Below are 17,609 nucleotides of genomic sequence, written 5' to 3' on the forward strand. Positions count from 1 at the left end.
TCTATGTGTAAAATTAATGTCGGAAGAGGGGAAATTCGACCTAGACAAAAAGAAAGAAGACCCTTAATCTAGAGATAACGACAACGCTAGAGAAAGAGGTCTTCTTATGAATCAAATTATATCAGAAATCATCACAACTTTAAAGGATTCTTCTTCCCTTTTAGAAGCAGAATTAGCCTTAGAAACGGTTTTTCAACGTATCACTCAACAGTTACTCAGTGCCGCTATTAAACAGATTGATTTAGAATTACTTCATGATTACAAAGAACAAGGATATGAGATTGACAGTGTGCCTGACCGTACGCTTCAATTTACATTCGGAACCGTTGAATTTGAACGCCACCGTATGCGAAAAGAAGGCGAAAAAAGTGTGATTCCTTTTGATAAAGCCGTCGGCTTAAAGCCTAGAATCCGTAATTCTCCTCTTGTAGAGATGAAAGCAGCTCAAATAGCTTCAGATGGAACGTACCGCAAAGCAGAAGAAGCTATTAATCTTCTTACATCTTTTTCGCTGAGTCATACGACCATTCATACTATCACTCAAAAAGTCGGTGAAACCATTCAAGAATGGACAGAAACAGCACCTCTTCAAGACGAGACGTCTCAGAAAGATAAGAAAAAAACGCCTGTCTTATTTATTGAAGGTGACGGGTTAATGCTTACAAAAGGCAAGGAGAAAAAACGTCCTGAGATTCATCGTGTTCAGTTTCATGAAGGGGTAGAGTATAAAGGAAAACAGAAAAGACCTGTCTTAATTAATTCTAAAATGTTTGAGAGTACTGTATCAAGTAAAGAAGCTTTTAAACGTGCAAGCCTTTGGTTAGAGTCGCTGTATGATATACGCGAGACGATCGTCATTTCAAACAGTGATGGAGGCAGTGGTTACGACAAAGATAAATTCCATCAAATCATTGGCAAATGCCAGCGACACGAACATTTTAGAGATGCTTATCATGTAAACGAGAAAATCAAACAACGAATGTATTTTGATAAAAAGATGGAAAAGAAAATGAAAGAAGCTGTGCGTACATACGATTGGGATCGTATTGAAACCATAATCGCTACAACGGAGAGTCGCATTGAAATTAACAATGAAAAAGCAACTGAATTTCAGGAAGAACTTACCATGTTAAAAGCTTATCTATATAGAAATTGGGAAAGTCTTAAACCATTTAAAATGAGGGATTTACCCGTAAATAAAGGGATTGGTGTTTGCGAAAGTAATCATCGTCCTTATAGTTATCGTATGAAACGACAAGGACGAGGGTTTTCAGCTCAAGGTGCTGGGAATGTAGCAGCGATCATATCTGCACGTAAGAACGGAACGTTTCTCAAAGCGCTAACAGATAAAATACCGGAACTTACAACGAAACTCCAGCCGGAGTTTAAGGGTGCAGTGAGAGCAGCTTTGAAGAAAAGCCAACATAGACCTTCAATAGGTGTAAAAATTGGAAGAATAGCTAATAATGGCTCTCCATCAAGTCCAATGGGGCAATTACAGAAATTATTTAATTAGAACTGACTTTCTCAAGCCTTTTAAAAGCTCGAAGAGCAAAAAAGGCTTGAGAAAGACAAAAACAATAAACTACGTTTCAGATTTCTAGAATAAATTTCCGAGAATAACTTTACACATACATAGTTAGTATATCTAATGAATTTTTTTTTAAAATAGGTTATACTAATATTTATAATACCAACTAATATTTACTAATATTCGGGAAATGAGGGATGTCAAGTGAAGAAATCTGAAAGACAGATGCTGATCAAGCAGATCATTTTAAATAATGATATTGCTACACAGGAAGAGCTCCTTCATCAGCTCCAGGAAAAAGGCGTCAAAGCAACACAGGCGACCATCTCCAGAGACATTAAGGAACTCAATCTGGTTAAGACTAACAGTACCGCAAATGGAACAAAATACACGATTTATCAGAACAATCAGCTGACTATGGAAGACAAGCTGAATTCTACTATAAAAAGTGTGGTCACCAGTTACGAACGGGTTCAGTTCATGAACATTATAGTGACAATACCTGGGAATGCTCACGTCATCGGCGCATTGATTGATGATATAGAATTCCCTGAAATTGCAGGAACTGTAGCCGGAAATGATACCATCATACTTATTTCCAGAACGAATGAAGACGCTGAAAAAATTTATAATTATTATGATAATCTATTAGCAGACCATTCCTGAAAGAAAAGAGACGGCAGAGAATAAACCATACACCCGCTGAATTTTACAGTGTGTCGGTGATTTTTTTGTCATGTCTTTTTTTTTTCGAAAAATTAGAATGCGTTTGCAAAGGATGTTAAAACAAACTATAGTAATAGAGAAAACATATGGTTAAAAATAATACAACTGATTGAGGAGACGGATGATGGATAAAATTGAATTAAATTCTTTACAGAACGGATCGGATATTAGAGGATTCGCACTGGATACGGATGTACATAAGAAGAATCTGACTGAGGAAACGATTAGACTCATTGCCCGAGGAACAGCTAAGTGGTGGACTGAAAAATCAAATAAACGATTGGATAAAACGGTAGTAACGATTGGACACGACAGCCGACTTTCCGGACCGTCGATTAAAGAGTGGCTGACTCACGTATTTACTGATCTGGGCATGTCTGTGATCGATGCGGGAATGTCGACGACCCCCGCTTTGTTTATGTCTACACAGTATGATGACTTCAAGTCAGACTTGGGTATCATGATTACTGCCAGTCATTTGCCTATGGAATATAACGGACTGAAATTCTTCACTAAAGACGGCGGACTTGAACATGATGATATAACATCTATTCTTAACCTTGCTGTTACACCTGTTAATCAGCTTGGTCAGGTCGATAAAGGGGATGTCGTGGCTAAAGACCTTTTATCTGTCTATGCTGATGACCTTATCGGTAAAATACGTGAAGCACTTGACGTTGAAAAAAACGCTTGCCCTTTGGAAGGACGTCGCATAATCGTCGATGCAGGAAATGGCGCGGGTGGATTTTTTGCTGATAAAGTACTAAAACCATTAGGAGCAGATACAACAGGTAGCCAGTTCCTTGAGCCGGACGGAACATTTCCTAACCATGAACCAAATCCTGATAATAAAGCCGCGATGAAAAGTATTTCTGAAGCTGTACTGGCTAATGAAGCAGACTTAGGAATTATTTTTGATACAGATGTCGACCGGTCTGCGATCGTAGATAAAAAAGGTCATAGTATTAACAGAAATAACCTTATTGGTCTAATTGGAGCCATCATACTTGAAGAGAATCCGGGAACTACTATCGTGACGAACTCTCCAGTTTCCGATCACCTCATCCAGTTTATAGAATCAAAAGGTGGGAAAATCGACCGTTACATTTCCGGATACCGTAATGTCATTAATCGGGGAATTGAACTGAACGATCAGGGCATCGACTGTGCGCTGGCTATCGAAACCAGTGGACACGCGGCAATCAGAGAAAATTATTTCCTTGATGATGGGGCATATCTCGCAGCTAAGATCATTGCTAAAGAAGCGGAAATGTCTCTTTCTGGCAGTAGTGTAGCTGAACTGATTCAAAATCTTGATCAGCCGGCAGAAACAGAAGAAATTCGTTTTGTCATAGAAACACCAGCCTACAAGGAAGTCGGACCGGCTATACTTGAGCGATTTGCTTTATGGATTAAAGAAACAGAGGGCTTCAGTCTGGTTGAAGATAATCTGGAAGGAAAGAGAAGTCAGATCAGTGCTCCTTATGGTAAAGGCTGGCTCCTTCTAAGAATGAGTCTGCATGAACCGAAACTGGTTCTTCAAATCGAAAATGATGATAATGACAGAATTCCCGATATTAAGGAAAAGCTGAAGACATTCTTTTATAGTATAGAAGACCTCGATACCAGTCGTTTGGTCTAAATTAAAAACCGAGTCTCCTGTCAGTTCTGACAGATGACTCGGTTTTTCTAATTATATGCTTATGCTTTATAAATCCAGTTGTTTCCATCATTTTGAAGCAACGTATCAGCTTCATCAGGACCCATAGTGAGAGCAGGGTAAAATGGAATAGAATCAGTAAAGCTGTCCCATTTTTTTCTGATCTGATCGACATATTTCCATGAAGTCGCCACTTCCTGCCAGTGAGCAAAATGTGTTTCATCCCCGTTCAGGACATCAAGAATAAGCTTTTCGTAAGCTTCTGGACTTTCTTCAACTGTTTCTTCTGATCGGACTGCTGACAGTCTGACAGATTCCAGTTCCATTCCAGGACCGATCTTTTTGTTGTTTAGGAGAAGCTTGAAACCTTCATTCGGGCTGACTAGAATAGAAAGGACTGTCGGTTTATCATCGAAAAGAGCTGTCTGAGAAGGCTTGAATACTACATCGACACGAGACGTTTTCTCTGCCAGGCGTTTACCTGTTCGGATGTAAATCGGCGTGTCGCGCCATTTATCTGTGTCGATTATAATTTTTCCAGCAACAAAGGTTTCCGTCAGGGACTCTGGGTCGACTTTATCTTCATCACGGTAGCCTTTAGTTTCTCCGTCAATAGACGTATCATATTGTCCTCTGACAAATTCAGTGTCTTCGTCTTGAGTGACAACAGGGTCTTTCAATGCATTCAGGATCGCCATTTTTTCTTTACGAACTTCTTCAGTCGTGAAGGCTTTAGGGCTGTTCATAGTCAGCAAGCTCACCATCTGTAGGACATGATTCTGGACCATATCTCTTAAAGCACCGCTTTTATCGTAATATTCTCCCCGCTCTTCTACACCAAGATCCTCACTTAACGTAATCTGAATATTAGAAATGGACGCTTTATTCCAGCTGTTCTCAATCAGTCGATTTGAAAAACGAAGGGCCAGTATATTCTGAACCATTTCCTTACCGAGATAGTGATCGATTCGGTAAAGCTGGTCTTCATCAAAGGATGCATTGATTTCATCGTTCAGTTCTTTTGAACTATTGAAGTCTGAACCGAACGGCTTTTCAATGATGACTCGGTTGAAACCATTTTCTGTCACAAGATTCTGCTCTTTAAGATGACTCGTAATGGTACCGAAGAAGCTTGGAGACATGGACAGATAGAAAATTCTGTTGCCGTCGATGTCATACTCTTCGTCCAGCTTATCAGCAAGATCTTTCAGTGTGTGGTAATGCTTAGTGTCATTAACGTTGTGAGACTGATATCTGAAATGACTTGCAAACGTTCTGGCATGATCTTCTGATTCAGTCAAATCAGAAATGGAATCCATAACGACGTCCTGATAATAGTCATCCGACCATTCACGTCTGGCGGTTCCTATGACAGCAAATGATTCACCGAGAAATCCTTTTTTATATAGTTTATATATAGCAGGATACAACTTGCGATGAGCCAGATCGCCGGTCGCTCCAAAAATGATGAATAATGCTTTCGTTCCTTGAGACATATCGTTCCTCTTTTCTACATGATGATCATGTCTGATTCATTCTGTTTTCTATTTTACTTTTAATTTTACTATCATTCAACTTTATTATGAAAGATAACGAATCATTAGGCTTTAAATCGTTTGAGTTGAAGATTCCAAAACCTTATTAATAGATAAAACCGAAAGGATGAGATCATTGTATAATTAAGACAATCTTGATCTGAACTACATTGATGGGGAATGGGTAGAAGGCAGCAGTAAAGAAGTCATTGAATCAATCGATCCTTACACTGAAGATTTGTATGCGACGGTTCGCGCAGCTTCTGCAGAAGATTTAGATAAGGCATATGAAAGTGCCAAGCGTCACCAGAAAGAATGGGAAAAAGTCAGTCCATTTGAAAAAGCAGCCATTATCCGCAAAGCAATTAAAATCATCGAAGACAGAAAAGAGGAGTCAAAGCTTCCGGACTGGGACGCTTCTGTCGTGAACATTCACTGGATGAATTCACCACATGGAAATGGATTTCTGTACAGGAAGAGCCAAGACAGTATCCGTTTGATTAACGTACTTTAAAGTATAAGTAAAATTAATGAATATCTGATCCGGACTTGATTGAGCCTAACTAGATGCTTGATCGAGTCCGGTCATTTTTATTTTTGCTGTACTGTTATAAAGAAAAAGGTGGTCTGGTAACTGACTTTTCAAGAGCTGTTTTCAGGAAACCCTTTATTCTATATATCTTATGACAGCGATTGTGCGATTTTACTGTGGCTTGAAGCCTCAAGCTTTGGTACAATACATAGAGAACAGAAAAGAGGAATATAATATGACACACCCATTTGATAAATTTAATTTATCGCCTTACCTGATTGAAGCCATTTCAGAAATCGGCTTTAACGAACCCACAGACATTCAAAATAAAGTGATTCCAGAGGTTAAAAAAGGAAGAGATATTATCGGACAGTCTCAGACTGGATCCGGTAAAACGCATGCGTTCTTACTGCCTTTATTTAATAAACTGAACCCAGAGAGAAACACTGTTCAAGTCGTTATTACTGCACCAAGTCGTGAACTGGCTGAACAGTTATACAATGCAGCCTCTCAGCTGGCAGAACATTCTGAGCAGGAAATCATTGTGCAGTCATTTATCGGCGGAACAGATAAAAACCGTCAGGTTCAAAAACTCAGCAATAAGCAGCCGCATGTAGCGATTGGTACACCGGGTCGTCTTCTGGACTTGATCAATGCCAACGCACTTCTGACACACACAGCTCCATTTATGGTCGTTGACGAAGCGGATATGACCTTGGACATGGGATTCCTGGAAGATGTTGACCAGATTGCCTCTCGTCTGCCTGAAAATGGGCAGATGCTGGTCTTTTCCGCAACCATACCTCAGAAGCTTCAGCCTTTCTTGAAGAAATATATGAAGAGTCCACTGATCATCGAAGTGGAAAACGAGCAGGTTATTGCGGATACTGTTGATAACTGGCTGATTTCTACTAAAGGCAAGAACAAGATCGATCTAATCTACAACTTGCTGACGATCGGACAGCCTTATCTCGCACTGGTATTTGCAAATACAAAAGAACATGTTGATGACATAGCCCGTTCCCTTAAGAAAAAAGGCCTGGATGTAGCAGTCATTCACGGAGGCATTTCTTCAAGAGAACGTCGTCGTGTCATGAGACAGGTTCAGAACCTGGACTATCAGTATGTTGTAGCGACCGATCTGGCTGCACGGGGCATCGACATAGAAGGTATCTCACATGTCATCAATGCTGAAGTCCCTCAGGATCTGGATTTCTTCGTTCACCGAGTTGGTAGAACAGGACGTAATCAGCTTCCAGGTACTGCGATTACTCTTTACGGCCCAGATGATGAGCAGGATATTCAGATCATTGAGAAAAAAGGCATTGAATTCAAACCTAAGGAAATCAAGAACGGTGAAATCGTCGATTCATATGACCGTAACCGTCGTGACAAGCGTAAGCCTGTCAGTAAAGAGGTATCCTTTGACCCTGAAATTCACGGGATGAGAAAGAAGGCTAAGAAGAACATCAAACCGGGATACAAGCGGAAGATTGAACGTAAGAAACAGGCGAAAAGACAGCGCGCAAGACGACTTGAACGTCGAAACGACAGAGACTAACTAACTTAGAAGCAGCGAACCCATTATATCAAGGGAACGCTGCTTTTTTATATGTGGAGAGGATTGGTATTTTATAAGGTGCTCACGGTTTTTTTCTATAAATTATTGAGTGAGTTAGTCGTGATCGGCTCATTATCAAAGCAAGCGATACAAAATAGTCCTAATCAAGCTGCCTAGTTACAGTTTAATCTTACCACGTATTGTTAAGATATAAGTAGAATTGCCTCTAACTACAGTTCCGCTACCTATGCCCTTAAAAAGGTCCCGCTAAAAGCATTCTAATGATAGTTTAAAGCTTTTTCGGCAGAAAAACTGCAGCTAGAAGCCTCCTAACGGTGATTATGATCTTTTTGTAGCTCTAAAATATAACTAGAGCTGTCCTAGCTATATCTTATTTCTGACTATGGGAAATAAACTACAACTAAACTTACTCTACCTGTAGTTCGTAGGCAAGATGGTAACCACTAATAAACTGAGATTAGGCGCAGCAGTAGTTCATCGACTCGATTAGAGATGAAAATCAACCTCCATCATCAACCTCAGTCAAAAGGACCGTCACAGGACAAAAAAATAGAACAAGCTCCCATAACAGGCTACTTGCTCTAAAAAAACCTATATTATCCTTTGTTGTGAGGATCTTTTCGTTTAGGAGCGACCGCTTTTAAAGAGGTGAACAGGAAATACAAGGCGAATCCGAGCTTCAGTTCGAAAGCAAAAGGAACGGCCAGGCCAATTCCTTCCAATATAGAAAGCAAGAGGGTCGGTACACTTAAACTGACGAGTGCCATACGAGCGTTCTTTCTGAATTTGAAACGTAGGCGGAACAGGGTAACTAGGATGTTGGCAAATAGTGATACGATCAACCACTCATACAGTAATACAAAGGCACTGGCAAAATAGGCAATTAAGAAAATAAGCACCAGGACAAGTGGAGACAGTCTGCCGATTTGCTGGAAGGTTCTTCTTAGATAAGTATCGTCCAGTCCATCCAGCTGTTCATAACTGACTGGGAGTGAGCGCCCGGTCACATTCATGTAGAACTCGTCCTGCATCATACCGATACCGATTGGGACATTTAAGTGTTCCAGGTTGGAATCAATTTCGTTCGTCTCTATGGCACCGTTTGGATCGAAGAAGAACAGGAATGAATTAGTCTGATGCACGTATGTTTCCTGATCAGCTTCTGTCTGCAGTTGACCGTCTTCAATGGTGAAGGTGGGTAAGGTCTCTGCTATTTCTGTTCCGTCATTTTGAAGATTGCCCATTACATTAGATAACAGGGAGGCCAGGGACAGGGTTAGGATGAGCGTCAGGAATGCGAAGTAAGCCAACACCTGTTTTCTGGTCATATTTTTCGCTTGTACAAGCTTTTTAGGATTTAAGAATCCAATACGTATATATTCTTTCACATTTCACCTTCCTTATCGTCAATTTCTCATAGAAACAGTGTACGTTGCCGGCTGAAAAAAAGCAATCAGACTTTTGACTGACTAGCAGTGCTAAACTGATTTTTTCCATAAGTGTCATTGGTCTGATAAGGTCTAAAAGGGAGAAAAGGGAGACTTACTAAAATAAAGCAATTTTATTTGCTAAAATAATCATAAGTGATAAAATAAAGATGTACGATAATTTGTATTGGGAGGAATGTTAACTATGACGTACACTTTACCAGATCTACCTTATGATTATGATGCATTGGAGCCACACATCGATAAAGATACCATGCATCTCCATCATGATAAACACCATGCGGCATATGTAACCAAAACGAACGCAGCACTGGAAAATCACCCTGAGCTTGCTGAATTAAGTATTGTGGACTTAATGAAAAAACTGGATTCTGTTCCAGAAGATATCAGAACTGCAGTAAGAAATAATGGTGGCGGACATGCCAACCACTCTCTTTTCTGGGAAATCTTATCTCCAAATGGTGGAGGAGAACCAGAAGGCGAACTAGCTGACGCAATCAACGATGCATTTGGTGGTTTCGGTGAATTCAAAGAGAAATTTAATCAGACAGCTGCTGGCCGTTTCGGTTCAGGCTGGGCATGGTTAGTTGTTGCTGACGGAAAATTGGAAGTCATGGATACTTTGAACCAGGATTCTCCTTATTCTGAAGGGAAAACGCCTATTCTTGGACTAGACGTCTGGGAACACGCGTATTACCTGAACTATCAGAACAGACGTCCTGACTACATCCAGGCATTCTGGAATGTTGTCAACTGGGATGAAGTGGCTAAACGCTTTAACGAAGCTAAATAAGTGTCACCCAATCGAACTGGTCTCCTTCTATGAAGGTGGCCAGTTTTTAGAGAAAAAAGTTTGAATTTAAAATGAAAATTTACATTTTCTTCCTTAAATTTCTTCGTGGTGTGTGGCTTTTAAATGGCTGTTTTGGTAAACTAGTACGAGGTTAATAGTCTCTACTACGTGATTTTAAACGTTTATAGAAACAGGTCTATTAAACCAATCCTAAATTCAACAATATAATACACATCACAGGAGGGAATTGAGTGAAGACACCAGCTCAAAAAAGAAGAGATAAGAAAAAGTCCCATATCCCTTTCCGATTGAATTTACTCTTTTTTATTGTATTTTTACTTTTCTCTAGTTTGATACTTAGATTAGGTTACTTGCAGATTATTAGAGGAGATGAATTTCAGGCAGAAGTTGATCGGACAGAGAGAACCACGATCACTGGCAGTGTGCCACGTGGTGAAATATTTGATGCAAACTTGAGGCGTCTGGTGGGGAATGAAGCAAGACACACCATTACCTACACGAGAGGGCGTAATGTTCCGGCTAGCCAGATGGCAGAAGTCGCTTATGATCTGGCAGACTATATTTCGATGCCTTCCGTTCCATTTTTTGCTGTTGATTCCGGTTCTGATTTAAGTAGACGTGATCTCCAGGATTACTTTATCGCAACTAATCAGGACGTTATTCGTGGAAGAATGTCCGATGAAGAAATGACGATGGATGGATCGGATGCCTATCAGTCTATGCTCGATTATGTCTCTGATGAAGAACTTGAAGAACTGACGGAACGTGAGCTTGAAGCGGCTGCGATATTCAAGAAAATGAATGCCGCTTATGCATTGAGTACCGTCAATGTAAAAAACGAAGATGTCACGCATGAAGAAATTGCTCGTATCAGTGAAAATCTAGATAACTTGCCGGGTGTGGGAACCGGAACTGACTGGGTCAGAATGTATCCTGAAGGAGATATGCTGAGCAGTATATTAGGTACAGTATCGACTGAAGATCGAGGTGTGCCCGCTGATCGCTTGAGAACATACCTGGCTCAAGGCTACTCTCGAAATGACCGCGTCGGTTTAAGTCAGATCGAACGGCAATACGAATCCGTTCTTAGAGGATCAAAATCCCGTCTGGATACGGAGACGAACAGCCGTGGTGATATTATAAATCAGATCGAACTGTATTCGGGTGAGAAGGGAGACAATCTGATTCTGACTATCGACATCGGTTTTCAGGAACAGGTCGAACAGATTGCGATCGACTCTTTAGCTCAACGACAAGGTCTTAACAACAGCATTTATATCGTGGCGATGGATCCAAGAAATGGTGATGTTCTGGCTCTAACAGGTAAAGAAATTCGTGACGGTGAAGTAAGAGACAATGCATTGGGAACCATCAACCAAAACTTTACTATGGGATCTTCAGTTAAAGGAGCAACCATAATAGCTAGCTACATGGAGGACGTTCTTAACAGTAGCAACAATACGATCGTTGATACGCCGATTCGTATAAGAGGCAGTAGCCCTATCCGTTCTGTATTCAACCGGGGTAGCGGACGGATTCCAATGAATGACATTACTGCACTCGAGCGTTCTTCTAACGTCTATATGGCGAAACTGGCCATGCGTATGGGCGGAGTCTATGACTACACACCAGGTGAAGCGCTGCCGATTAACGGTGGAGAAGTCCTTGCCACTCAGCGTAAGTACTTTAACCAGTTCGGACTAGGCGTGCCAACAGGGATTGACCTACCATCGGAGTCAACAGGCTATCAAGGTCCGGGAACAGGTGCAGGGGAAGCATTATTCTTTTCATTTGGTCAGTACGACACATACACTACTATGCAGTTGGCTCAGTACGTTTCAACCATAGCAAATGGTGGGACACGTCTTGCTCCTCGACTAGTTTCAGAAATAAGAGACACTGATTCCTCAAATGGACAAGTAGGTGCGTTGAAGACTGAAATAGAACCGAAAATATTAAACCATGTTAATGCAAGTGAAGAAGCAATGAGCAGGGTCCAGCAGGGGTTCTATCAGGCCGTAAACGGCAGCCAGGGAACAGCCCGAACGATCTTCTCGGGTACACCTTATGTGGTTGCTGGTAAAACGGGTACAGCCGAGACTTTCTACTGGGACGATGACCTAGGAAGAAACACTGTCTCTGTGACAAATCTGACTTTTGTCGGCTATGCACCGTACGACAATCCGGAAATAGCTGTAGCAGTCGTTGTACCGAATTTACCGAACGAGAATCGGACGAATCAGGAAAACCAGCGTGCGGCAAGAAGAGTATTTGATGCTTACTTCGGTGCTGGTGAATTTGAAGGCTCAGCTTCATATAATGAGGCAGAAGATATCAGCGATCTGGAAGAGAGTGCAGAAGAGATACAAGGTGAAGAGGAGTAAATTCTTTGCAGATGATCTTCCACCGAGATTATACAAATAAATTGAATACGCCAGCTTCTTTTCTTAAGAATTCGTAAAGGAAAGCAGCTGGCGTATATTTTATTATATCATTTCAAGGGGTTCAGTTACCTCTTGGAAGCAGACTAGAAATATGTGAAGCGTGATGGTGCAAAAAAAGAAAGCCTGATTAATCAGACTTCCTTGTGAACTACCCACCACTTAAATCCTCCGGATTTTGAAGTGGAGGCTTCCTACGAACTCCATTCTTGTCTGCACAGGTTTCATGCAGACAGAGGAATCGGATATGGGTAGGCGCAAAAGGCAGTCCCTGCCTCATAGGTTTTCTTTTACTTGGCTAACGCCAAGGAATACTCAGTAGGCTTGGTTGTCGCCTATATAGACTTGGTTATCGTCTATATATAAAGTATACCAAATGAGAATGACATTAACCACTTCAAGCTATCGCTTGACCGAAATTCATCTCCCACTTTCACTGGTGCTTCGCACCCATACGCTTAGAAGTGGGAGACTTCTTTCGGAATTACGTTAAAAAGTTAAAACTTATTTAGTTTCGCGGTGCAAAGTAACTTTGCGTTCGCGTGGGCAATATTTTTTAACTTCCAAACGTTCTGTGTTATTACGTTTATTTTTAGATGTTAGGTAGTTGCGTTCTTTGCAGTCTGTACATTCTAATGTAACGTTTACTCGCATGATTGTCCCTCCCAATATTACTGTTTTGAAGGCTATCAAACATGATAGGTGTCTAGCCATTCGCCTTGACTAGAATACCATGATTCAAAAAAAAATGCCACTCTTTTTTGTTATATTCCCTTTTCAGACCCTAAAATACGTCAATACCTTTAAAAAAACTGCAGAGTGTTTCAATGTGCTGATTTAAAGTTCAATTTGACTAGAAAGGCTTACATGGTTAATCAATTAGAATCATTTGAGATAAGATGAAAGATTTTCTGTGACATGGTAGTATAAATGACATAATGAAATCTTTCATAATAGAAAATAATATGGGCTTGAGAAACAGAGGTGGACTAATAAGAGGTGGGTCACAGGTATCTGGGTGATAAAAAAACAGAGTGGCAATTGACAATATAGAGGAGTGTTAAGTAGTGAATAAAAAAGACAGGCACGAAAAAAAGGAAAAAAAGAAGAAAGAGAAAAGACATGACACTGAGTTCGACCGGCGACTGGAATCCGAGCGTCAGCTTGCCAAAAAGCTGAGAAAGGAAGAAGTCAGGGCCAGAAAAGAAGCTATTAAGAACAGAGAAAAATTTAAAGGGCTTCAGATCAAGCCAACAGTTTCCCTTTTTGATGAAGAAGGCAGAGAAGAGGTGGGTGAAAGAAACTGGGAAGGATTCGGTTTTGATATCCATCCAGAAGTGACAATTACTTCTTCTATTATATTAGTTATATTTATTGCAGTCACTTTACTTTTTCCTGCGCAAGCTCAATTTTTTTTTGAAAATACACTGGATATAATTTCCAACACAACTGGCTGGTTGATGATTTTTTCGGCAAATATTTTTATTATAGCTGCTCTTTATTTCGCATTCGGCCGCTATGGTTCAATAGTCATCGGAGGGAAGAAAGCCAAGCCGGAGTTTTCACGCTTTGCCTGGTACGCCATGCTCTTGAGTGCCGGCATGGGAATCGGTCTTTTATTCTGGAGTGTAGCTGAACCGATCACACACCTTGGTGTACCATCACCGATGTTTGGGGGAATCAATCCAAACTCTCCTGAAGCAGCTCAGTCAGCTATGGCATCCACGTTTTTCCACTGGGGCATTCATCCTTGGGCTATCTATGCGATAGTAGGTTTAGGACTGGCATTCTTTTCATACAATAAAGGACTGCCACTGACGATCCGATCGCTGTTTTATCCATTGATTGGGAATAAGATATACGGCCTTTGGGGGAATATCATTGATATCCTATCTGTTCTGGCAACACTCATGGGACTGGCAACGTCTCTCGGTCTTGGAGTCGCTCAAGTGAATGCTGGATTGAATCATCTGTTCGGCATCAGTATCAGCACAACCATGCAGGTCATACTGATCGCTGTCATAACCGGATTTGCCACCATTTCCGTTGTGATGGGTCTGGATGGTGGTGTTAAACGGTTGAGTGAGATCAACATGGTCCTGGCCGGTATTTTCCTGTTGTTCGTTCTAATAGCCGGACCAACTGTCTATATAATGAGTGGGTTCACTCAAAATGTTGGATTCTATATGGCTAACTTCGTTGAAATGAGTTTATGGACTGAAACATTCAGGGATACGAATTGGCAGGGAGCCTGGACTGTCTTTTACTGGGCCTGGTGGATCTCATGGTCGCCATTTGTTGGAATGTTCATTGCCCGGGTATCTAAAGGAAGAACAGTCAAAGAATTTGTCGTTGGTGTTATTATTATTCCAACAGCTATCAGTTTCATATGGATGAGTGTTTTTGGCGGGACAGCAATATTTCAGCAGCTGAATGGCATCAGTGATCTAACCAGTGTAGTCAATATTGACGAATCGCTGGCGCTGTTCGCTCTTTTAGAAAATTTACCGTTCTCAGCTATCCTTTCATTTGTTGGAATTATACTTGTAGTAGTGTTCTTCGTTACTTCATCCGATTCAGGGTCTCTGGTTGTGGACCACTTGACTTCAGGTGGAAAACTTGACTCACCTGTCCCGCAGCGGATCTTCTGGGCAGCAATGGAAGGTGTTGTGGCAGCAACTCTGCTCGTAGGTGGTGGACTCGATGCGCTTCAAACGGCATCAGTCATTACCGGTCTTCCGTTTACCCTCGTTCTCCTGGTAATGATTTATTCACTTTATCTCGGTCTGAGACAGGAGTTCCTGATCGAACGTGCGGTTAATCAGAAGCTGAAGAAAGTGACAGATGACCATATCATTACTGAAGTCATTCAGTCTAGGGTTCACGATGAGGCACTAGTTGACGCGGTTACTGAAAAACTGGTCGAGGAAAGAAATAGAATAGATGATGAGCCAAGAATTATAGAAGAGATATCTGAAGAAGATAACGAAGATGTGACTGATCAATAAGAGATAATATGAAAAGGACACGTATCAATATGATACCTGTCCTTTTTTCAGCTCTCATTTCTTTGTTAAGAAAATGAAAATTTTACTGTCTTTCTTATAATGAATAAATATGATACTATTTTATAGGTCAACTATAAATGCAAGGGAGGGAAAAACATGGAAATGTGGATGATAGCCGTCTTGCTTCTAATTCTTTCTGCTGCGTTATTCATCTATTCACTTATAAAAAAAGAAGAAAAAGATGCAGCATACAGAGAACTTGAGACTTTTTCACTGGCAGTTACTAAAACCGTTTACGACTTGAATCAGAGAATACATACATTAGAGTCCCAGTTGAATATCAATTTAGAAGAAGAGGAAAAGTCTTCACAGATGACTCGTCTGATGAAAGACAACACCATTACATTGTTTACAAAAGGAGTGGCGACTAGAGAAATCGCCCGACAACTTGATCTGTCTCAAAATTCAGTTCAGGAAGTCATTAACGACTATATTACTGAAGGCATCAACGCCTGATGTATCAGGAGGGACACCATGTCAAAGAAGAATATAAGAATGCTTGCGACAGGTTTTCTCTTTTCTGCGGTACTTCTGCTCGTATTTCAGTTTGCCGGTCAAGGTCAGGCAGTAAGCAGCAGTGAAGATGTCGAAGAACTTCAGGATGAAATACAGTATCTTGAAGAAGTAGCGACCGCGCTGGAACTTGAAAATGAACAGCTTGCAGCTGAGCTTGAAGAGATGAACAGCTCAATGGATGATCAAAGTGAAGAATCAGCGGATATTGAAAATGAAGAAGCAGATACTGAAGAATCAGAGGAAGCCGAATCAGACGAGTCTGATCAGGAAAATGAAGCGGACGAAGAGAAAGAAAACGATGAAGAGCCACAAGATGTCACAGAATACACAGTCGTCATTCGCGAAGGAGAACCGAGTAGCGTCATTGCCTCACAGCTTCATGCTCATGGGCTGATTGAAGACGTTCATGCGTTCAACAAACATCTGGAGGACAATAATCTGTTCAGACGTATCCGCCCAGGTCAGTACACTGTCCATTCAGATATGAATAGAGACCAGCTGGTGGAAGCAGTCATTCGTTAGATTTTGTATCTTATTATCTTTGAGGTAAAATTAACCTATCAAAGATAAAGGAGAGAGTTACATGTCTGAAACAGCAGTTATTTATATGTCCAACGGAAAAACGTATACAATAAGCAATTCTCCAGGGACTATAGCCAGTCAACTGGACAATAGTGCCTCCGAATCTGATCTGCTCAGAAGTTTTGAACTGGTAAATGGAAAAAAAGTCTTTATCAATCCTGACCACGTGGTCGCTGTGGAAACAAGCGAACTAAGTAATATGGACACCTCCAGTCAGGATGAATTAACTGATGAACAGGATCAGGACCGTAAGGATGCGAACTTGAAAGCAGTTAAAGAGTTCAAAGATGATATCGACGGAAATATGGAATAAATTCATAAGTTAAGAGGAACAGCTGGTGCAGATGTTGCCGGGTGTGACTCTTAACTTTTTTTGTATGATTCAAATTGGTACACACAATGGAATATGCTATACTAAACTTAAAGATTTAAGGGAGCTAAAAATGTGAATTACCAGACTAAAATGAAACTTATGAGATGGAACAGAAAACCATTCATTACTTACGCTCTATTAGGTATAACCGGCTTTATGTATATTGTTCAGGAAGTCATGGGTGGGAGTACCAACCCTAGAGTTCTTGTGTTACTCGGTGCTAAAGTAAATGAACTGATCATACTGGGTGACTGGTACCGTCTCATAACACCAATGTTTCTTCATATTGGGATTACTCATCTCTTGTTTAATGTCCTGATTTTATATTTTCTTGGAATCCAGCTCGAAAGCATATTTGGACACTGGCGGTTCTTTCTCTTGTATTTATTCAGTGCAATCGCAGGAAATGCGGCAAGTTTCGCCTTTAATCAGAATATTTCCGCAGGTGCCAGTACAGCATTGTTCGGTCTCTTCGGCTCAACGCTGGTATTAGGTAAGCTTTTTCCATCAAATCCGCAGATCGGAGCGATGGCAAAGAATTTTTCTCTGCTGATTGCTTTGAATCTGCTCTTCGGCATATTCAGTCCCAATATTGATATGGCCGGTCATGTCGGTGGGCTCCTGGGTGGATACCTTCTAGCTTATGCGTTGACCGCCCCAAGGGCCTGGGAGATAAATAAACAGAGGCAGTTTGTTTACGCGCTGATTTACGTTGGGGTAGTGGCAGTGCTTATCTTTATAGGCTATTCCCGTTTGGTTCCCATCACACGATTATTCAATTAACACTAAGGAGGAAGCAGT

15 protein-coding genes are annotated in these 17,609 nt (G+C 41.0%); 12 read left to right on the top strand and 3 right to left on the bottom strand.

Annotated features, from left to right (window positions below; all coding sequences use genetic code 11):
* Nucleotides 1–106: 106 nt before the first annotated feature.
* From BLR76_RS00005 to BLR76_RS00015, 3 genes are all read left to right on the top strand, one after another.
* Nucleotides 107–1,516, top strand: a complete 1,410-nt coding sequence (locus BLR76_RS00005) for an ISLre2 family transposase (RefSeq protein WP_091263916.1) — start codon at nt 107–109, stop codon at nt 1,514–1,516.
* A 219-nt stretch (nt 1,517–1,735) separates the two neighbouring features.
* Nucleotides 1,736–2,197, top strand: coding sequence for an arginine repressor (argR, locus tag BLR76_RS00010; RefSeq protein ID WP_091263919.1), 462 nt, complete (start codon nt 1,736–1,738; stop codon nt 2,195–2,197).
* Nucleotides 2,198–2,381: 184 nt separating this feature from the next.
* Nucleotides 2,382–3,899, top strand: coding sequence for a phosphohexomutase domain-containing protein (locus BLR76_RS00015; protein WP_091263921.1), 1,518 nt, complete (start codon nt 2,382–2,384; stop codon nt 3,897–3,899).
* Between the two features lie 59 nt (nt 3,900–3,958).
* On the opposite strand, the gene zwf is transcribed toward BLR76_RS00015, so the two are convergent.
* Nucleotides 3,959–5,413: a glucose-6-phosphate dehydrogenase gene (gene zwf, locus BLR76_RS00020; RefSeq protein WP_091263924.1), complete on the bottom strand. Its 1,455-nt coding sequence runs from the start codon at nt 5,411–5,413 to the stop codon at nt 3,959–3,961.
* Nucleotides 5,414–5,621: 208 nt separating this feature from the next.
* Between zwf and BLR76_RS00025 the strand changes: the two genes are divergently transcribed.
* Nucleotides 5,622–5,966: an aldehyde dehydrogenase family protein gene (locus BLR76_RS00025; protein ID WP_281241325.1), complete on the top strand. Its 345-nt coding sequence runs from the start codon at nt 5,622–5,624 to the stop codon at nt 5,964–5,966.
* Nucleotides 5,967–6,219: 253 nt separating this feature from the next.
* A complete protein-coding gene (locus BLR76_RS00030) occupies nt 6,220–7,545 on the top strand; it encodes a DEAD/DEAH box helicase (protein WP_091263928.1) in 1,326 nt (441 codons plus the stop codon).
* A 617-nt stretch (nt 7,546–8,162) separates the two neighbouring features.
* On the opposite strand, the gene BLR76_RS00035 is transcribed toward BLR76_RS00030, so the two are convergent.
* Nucleotides 8,163–8,954: a DUF1189 domain-containing protein gene (locus tag BLR76_RS00035; protein ID WP_091263930.1), complete on the bottom strand. Its 792-nt coding sequence runs from the start codon at nt 8,952–8,954 to the stop codon at nt 8,163–8,165.
* A 244-nt stretch (nt 8,955–9,198) separates the two neighbouring features.
* On the opposite strand from BLR76_RS00035, the gene BLR76_RS00040 reads away from it, so the two are divergent.
* Complete coding sequence (locus tag BLR76_RS00040) at nt 9,199–9,807, top strand: superoxide dismutase (protein WP_091263932.1); 609 nt, start codon at nt 9,199–9,201, stop codon at nt 9,805–9,807.
* A 251-nt stretch (nt 9,808–10,058) separates the two neighbouring features.
* Entirely contained in the window at nt 10,059–12,212 is a 2,154-nt protein-coding gene (locus BLR76_RS00045) for a peptidoglycan D,D-transpeptidase FtsI family protein (RefSeq protein ID WP_091263935.1), read from the top strand.
* Nucleotides 12,213–12,773: 561 nt separating this feature from the next.
* Here the strand turns inward: BLR76_RS00045 and rpmG are convergent.
* Entirely contained in the window at nt 12,774–12,923 is a 150-nt protein-coding gene (gene rpmG / locus BLR76_RS00050; protein WP_091263938.1) for a 50S ribosomal protein L33, read from the bottom strand.
* A gap of 413 nt (nt 12,924–13,336) precedes the next feature.
* Here rpmG and BLR76_RS00055 point away from each other — a divergent pair, with 413 nt between their 5' ends.
* From BLR76_RS00055 to BLR76_RS00075, 5 genes are all read left to right on the top strand, one after another.
* Nucleotides 13,337–15,277 (top strand): BCCT family transporter, encoded by a 1,941-nt coding sequence (locus tag BLR76_RS00055; protein WP_245682981.1) that lies wholly within the window; start codon nt 13,337–13,339, stop codon nt 15,275–15,277.
* A 156-nt stretch (nt 15,278–15,433) separates the two neighbouring features.
* A complete protein-coding gene (locus BLR76_RS00060) occupies nt 15,434–15,793 on the top strand; it encodes a helix-turn-helix domain containing protein (protein ID WP_091263941.1) in 360 nt (119 codons plus the stop codon).
* A gap of 18 nt (nt 15,794–15,811) precedes the next feature.
* Nucleotides 15,812–16,375 carry an MltG/YceG/YrrL family protein gene (locus BLR76_RS00065; RefSeq protein ID WP_091263944.1) on the top strand — a complete coding sequence of 188 codons (564 nt, stop codon included), beginning with the start codon at nt 15,812–15,814 and terminating at the stop codon, nt 16,373–16,375.
* Nucleotides 16,376–16,436: 61 nt separating this feature from the next.
* Nucleotides 16,437–16,748, top strand: coding sequence for a hypothetical protein (locus BLR76_RS00070; RefSeq protein ID WP_091263946.1), 312 nt, complete (start codon nt 16,437–16,439; stop codon nt 16,746–16,748).
* A 132-nt stretch (nt 16,749–16,880) separates the two neighbouring features.
* Nucleotides 16,881–17,591 (top strand): rhomboid family intramembrane serine protease, encoded by a 711-nt coding sequence (locus BLR76_RS00075; RefSeq protein ID WP_245682982.1) that lies wholly within the window; start codon nt 16,881–16,883, stop codon nt 17,589–17,591.
* Nucleotides 17,592–17,609: the final 18 nt, after the last annotated feature.

The organism is Alkalibacterium thalassium, from assembly GCF_900101165.1.
In the GTDB taxonomy this organism is placed as follows: Bacteria; Bacillota; Bacilli; order Lactobacillales; family Carnobacteriaceae_A; genus Alkalibacterium; species Alkalibacterium indicireducens.